This is a genomic window from Allobosea sp. P4_C6, assembly GCF_056402015.1.
Window position 1 is genome coordinate 1 of sequence record NZ_JBFUIF010000163.1, and the last position, 2,902, is coordinate 2,902.

The window sequence follows — 2,902 nt, forward strand, 5'->3', positions numbered from 1 at the left end:
GTCCGATTTTGAGGGTTGAAGCTCCGACGGAAAAGAAGGCTAGCCTGCGGGGGTTGCCCGATTGATCGAGTTGAATTTTCATCGCCCGATCGATGAGGTCGATGGCAAGAACGGCGCCCAGGCTGTGCCCTATGATAAGAATCTCGTCGACCTGATCGGCTGGGGCATTGCGCGCGATTTCTTCCGCGATACGCTGTAAGCGGTCATCAAGAATACTATCCCCTTTTCGTACGTATCTATGTGAGAATATCCAATCCTCAATCAGAATGTTGAGATAAAGAAACCTGTCCGCCGCGTATAACGTAGCGTATAATGAAATAAATAAAGCCAGAATTGCTGCGAAGTAGCTTCCGGTGGATTTCAGGGTGAATGCCGCCGCCCCCGCAGAGACAGAGCCGACCAGCGCCAAAATCAAAATCGGATAGAGGAAAAACAGTGCATATCGCCAACTGGATCGGAGATAAGCCGTGAACGTCCCTGCAACCAGAAAATCGCAGAATGCGATAACTGCGGGCACTAGACGGCGCCATGTTGGTTGCACGCCTGAGCCGACGATCACATCGTCCCACCTGACGAGACGCATCTCGATTTCGGTACGCCAGTTCAAGCCCGACGCGGAAACCTGCCACGAGGCGATGTCTCCACTTACTTCGAGTTCGGTCGTTGATGCATGTGTTCCCCACGCGCGTTCGAAACGTCGCAGCTCCCTGGTGAAGCGCTCGAACACTGCCGACGGGGGCGCCGGGTCGTAGCCGCCGATATGATAGACTCGGCGCCTTCGGACGTGAGTTTCGGTCGTTCCCGAAGTTCCGGTCAGTGCCATAGCTTTACCGCTTCGTTCGATAACGGAGCTGCTTCCTTGAACCCAATTCAAAGCGCGGCAGCGATATAGCTAGGGGATCCGAGCCGGTGGGAGGCGTTCGCCGGCATAGCCCGAGTGCGAGAACCGATCATTTCCTGACCCAACGCTGTCTCCGAAAAACCGGCGGCACTTTCAAGAGTTGAACGCTGTCCCAGCGTTTAACCGGTTGAGTTCGCATGAAATCTGCTTGGCTGCTTCCAGGATATTCTCGGCCAGTTCCGAAATAGATTCCGATTCTACCCAGTTTGATGGGCCCGATATACCGATCGCAGCCTCGACAACTCCACCGCTGTATCGAATCGGCGCGGCGATTTCGCACCTCATTTTTCCCGTTTCGTCGGAATTAACAGCGAATCCTCGCGCGCGAATCATCTCAAGTTCGCTTCGGAACGATCCAGCATCGAATTGCCCCCGTGCCTCGCCAACAGTCCTAGCCTCCACTTCACTGATGACCTGTGGAGATTGAAATGCCAGGATCGCCTTTCCGGCAGCGCAATTCTGAGCTGGTACTTTGCTGCCAACCTCAAATTCAGTCACAGTTGGTCCTGGCGCGTTAATGCAGGCCGCGATAACGACTTCTAGATCAGCGATCACCGCCACGCATGCGGACTCGCGCGTTTCCATGACCAGCTTTGAAAGATGTCGCTCCGAAACGCGTTTCAGATCAGCTGCGTCCTTTAGGCAAAACCCCAAGCTCCACAGTTTGGGTGACAGTGCTACGCGAGAAGAATGTCGCGATATGGAGATGTATCGCGACATTTCAAGAATCTTCAGCGTATTCTGGACGGTGTCCTCGTCGAAGTGAGTTTGAGAGCTTAACTGACTGACAGTGCTGGGGCAATTACTGCTGGCTAAAGCCTCAAGGACCGCCAAACCTTCTTCGAACGTCACGTTCATGGCTGAGCTCACGATCTTACGGTGGTTGAGAATTCATGTCCGTTTCACCGGAAAGGCCAGGCACAGCGGATGCGTCCTCCAGGGCGCTCGCTCGCATCGGTTGTCAGCACATCGTCGCGTATTGGGTGCACTCGCAAGGAGTGTGATCCGATCGACAATCCGGGGCTAGAGCAATTTGAACCGCTCCCCAGCTTTATGACGGCCGGCGGGCCCCCCTTCTGCTTCTAATTCATTGTAATTGAATAGAATTGTCTCGCATACTCGACATGGCAGTTATTGAATTTTAAAAGCTTGAAAACGGCGTCGCGCCACGCGAAGAGCCTAAATCCATTTATCGAGGAGACTTGGACGGCGATCCTCGTCGTCGATTTTGGAGCCACAGCGAATCAAATCCAAGATTGTCTACCGTTCTCCGCGTAACAGTGATGTGCGCGGCCGTAAGCTGAGGCCGCGGTATTACGTATCTTCTCCTTGTGGCTCAGGACGTTCAAAAGATCGCACGCCATATGAAACGGCATCCTTGCGTGGATCGGCGGTAGGATGAGTGTTGCCCAAATTGACCCGAGGAACTGCTCTGCCTAAGGCGCCGGTACCTCCTACGATGCGCTGGGCCCAGGGCCGACGGTCATCTCACTGTGATTGACCTGAGCGCTCCGGAAGAGAACGCTTTTTCAGAATGGCCAGGAAAGGCCGAGCTGATAGCACAAGCAGAACAGGCGGAAAGCGGACCTTGCCGACGTCCGCAACGGGCTAGCTGGAGAATCTCTCGGGTCTAGCCAAGTTTGATCCGCTCGGCCTCGTCCCGCCGACAAGGAAAGCGGTGAGAGCGCCGCAACACTATGCCTCAGCTCTTCAGCTGACGCGCCGTGTAATCAACTGTAGCCGGTTGTGGATCCGCAGATATTGCACTTCCGCCAGGTGCGAGCGCGCGAAAGGTGGCGTTGCCGCATCGCCGCAGCTGGCCTGCCCCCATCAGGTGGCCCGGTTCTAATCTAATGCATGGTGGGCTTGTCGGCCACGGTTGAGATGGCCGGCGAAGCGGGTTGGGTTTTCGTAGGCGGCCAGACCACAGCGACCGGTGCTGGCGGCTTGTAGCCGAGCGAGGAGTGCGGGCGCCGGGTATTGTAGTGCTGACGCCAGCCC

2 protein-coding genes and 1 pseudogene are annotated in these 2,902 nt (G+C 55.7%); all 3 read right to left on the reverse strand.

The window, feature by feature from the left end; genetic code table 11:
• Positions 1 to 823 (reverse strand): annotated as a pseudogene (locus tag AC1DVA_RS27365) (hypothetical protein); the annotation flags it as partial.
• Between the two features lie 171 nt (positions 824 to 994).
• On the reverse strand, positions 995 to 1,759 hold the full coding sequence (locus tag AC1DVA_RS27370) for an IclR family transcriptional regulator (protein ID WP_476807980.1): 765 nt from the start codon (positions 1,757 to 1,759) through the stop codon (positions 995 to 997).
• Positions 1,760 to 2,751: 992 nt separating this feature from the next.
• Positions 2,752 to 2,902, reverse strand: a 151-nt coding sequence (locus tag AC1DVA_RS27375) for an integrase core domain-containing protein (protein WP_476807981.1), incomplete at its 5' end; no start/stop codon positions are given.

Coding starts and splice junctions, on each gene's coding strand:
- AC1DVA_RS27370 (WP_476807980.1), bottom strand. CDS start 1,759: ATGAACGTGACGTTCGAAGAAGGTTTGGCGGTCCTTGAGGCTTTAGCC.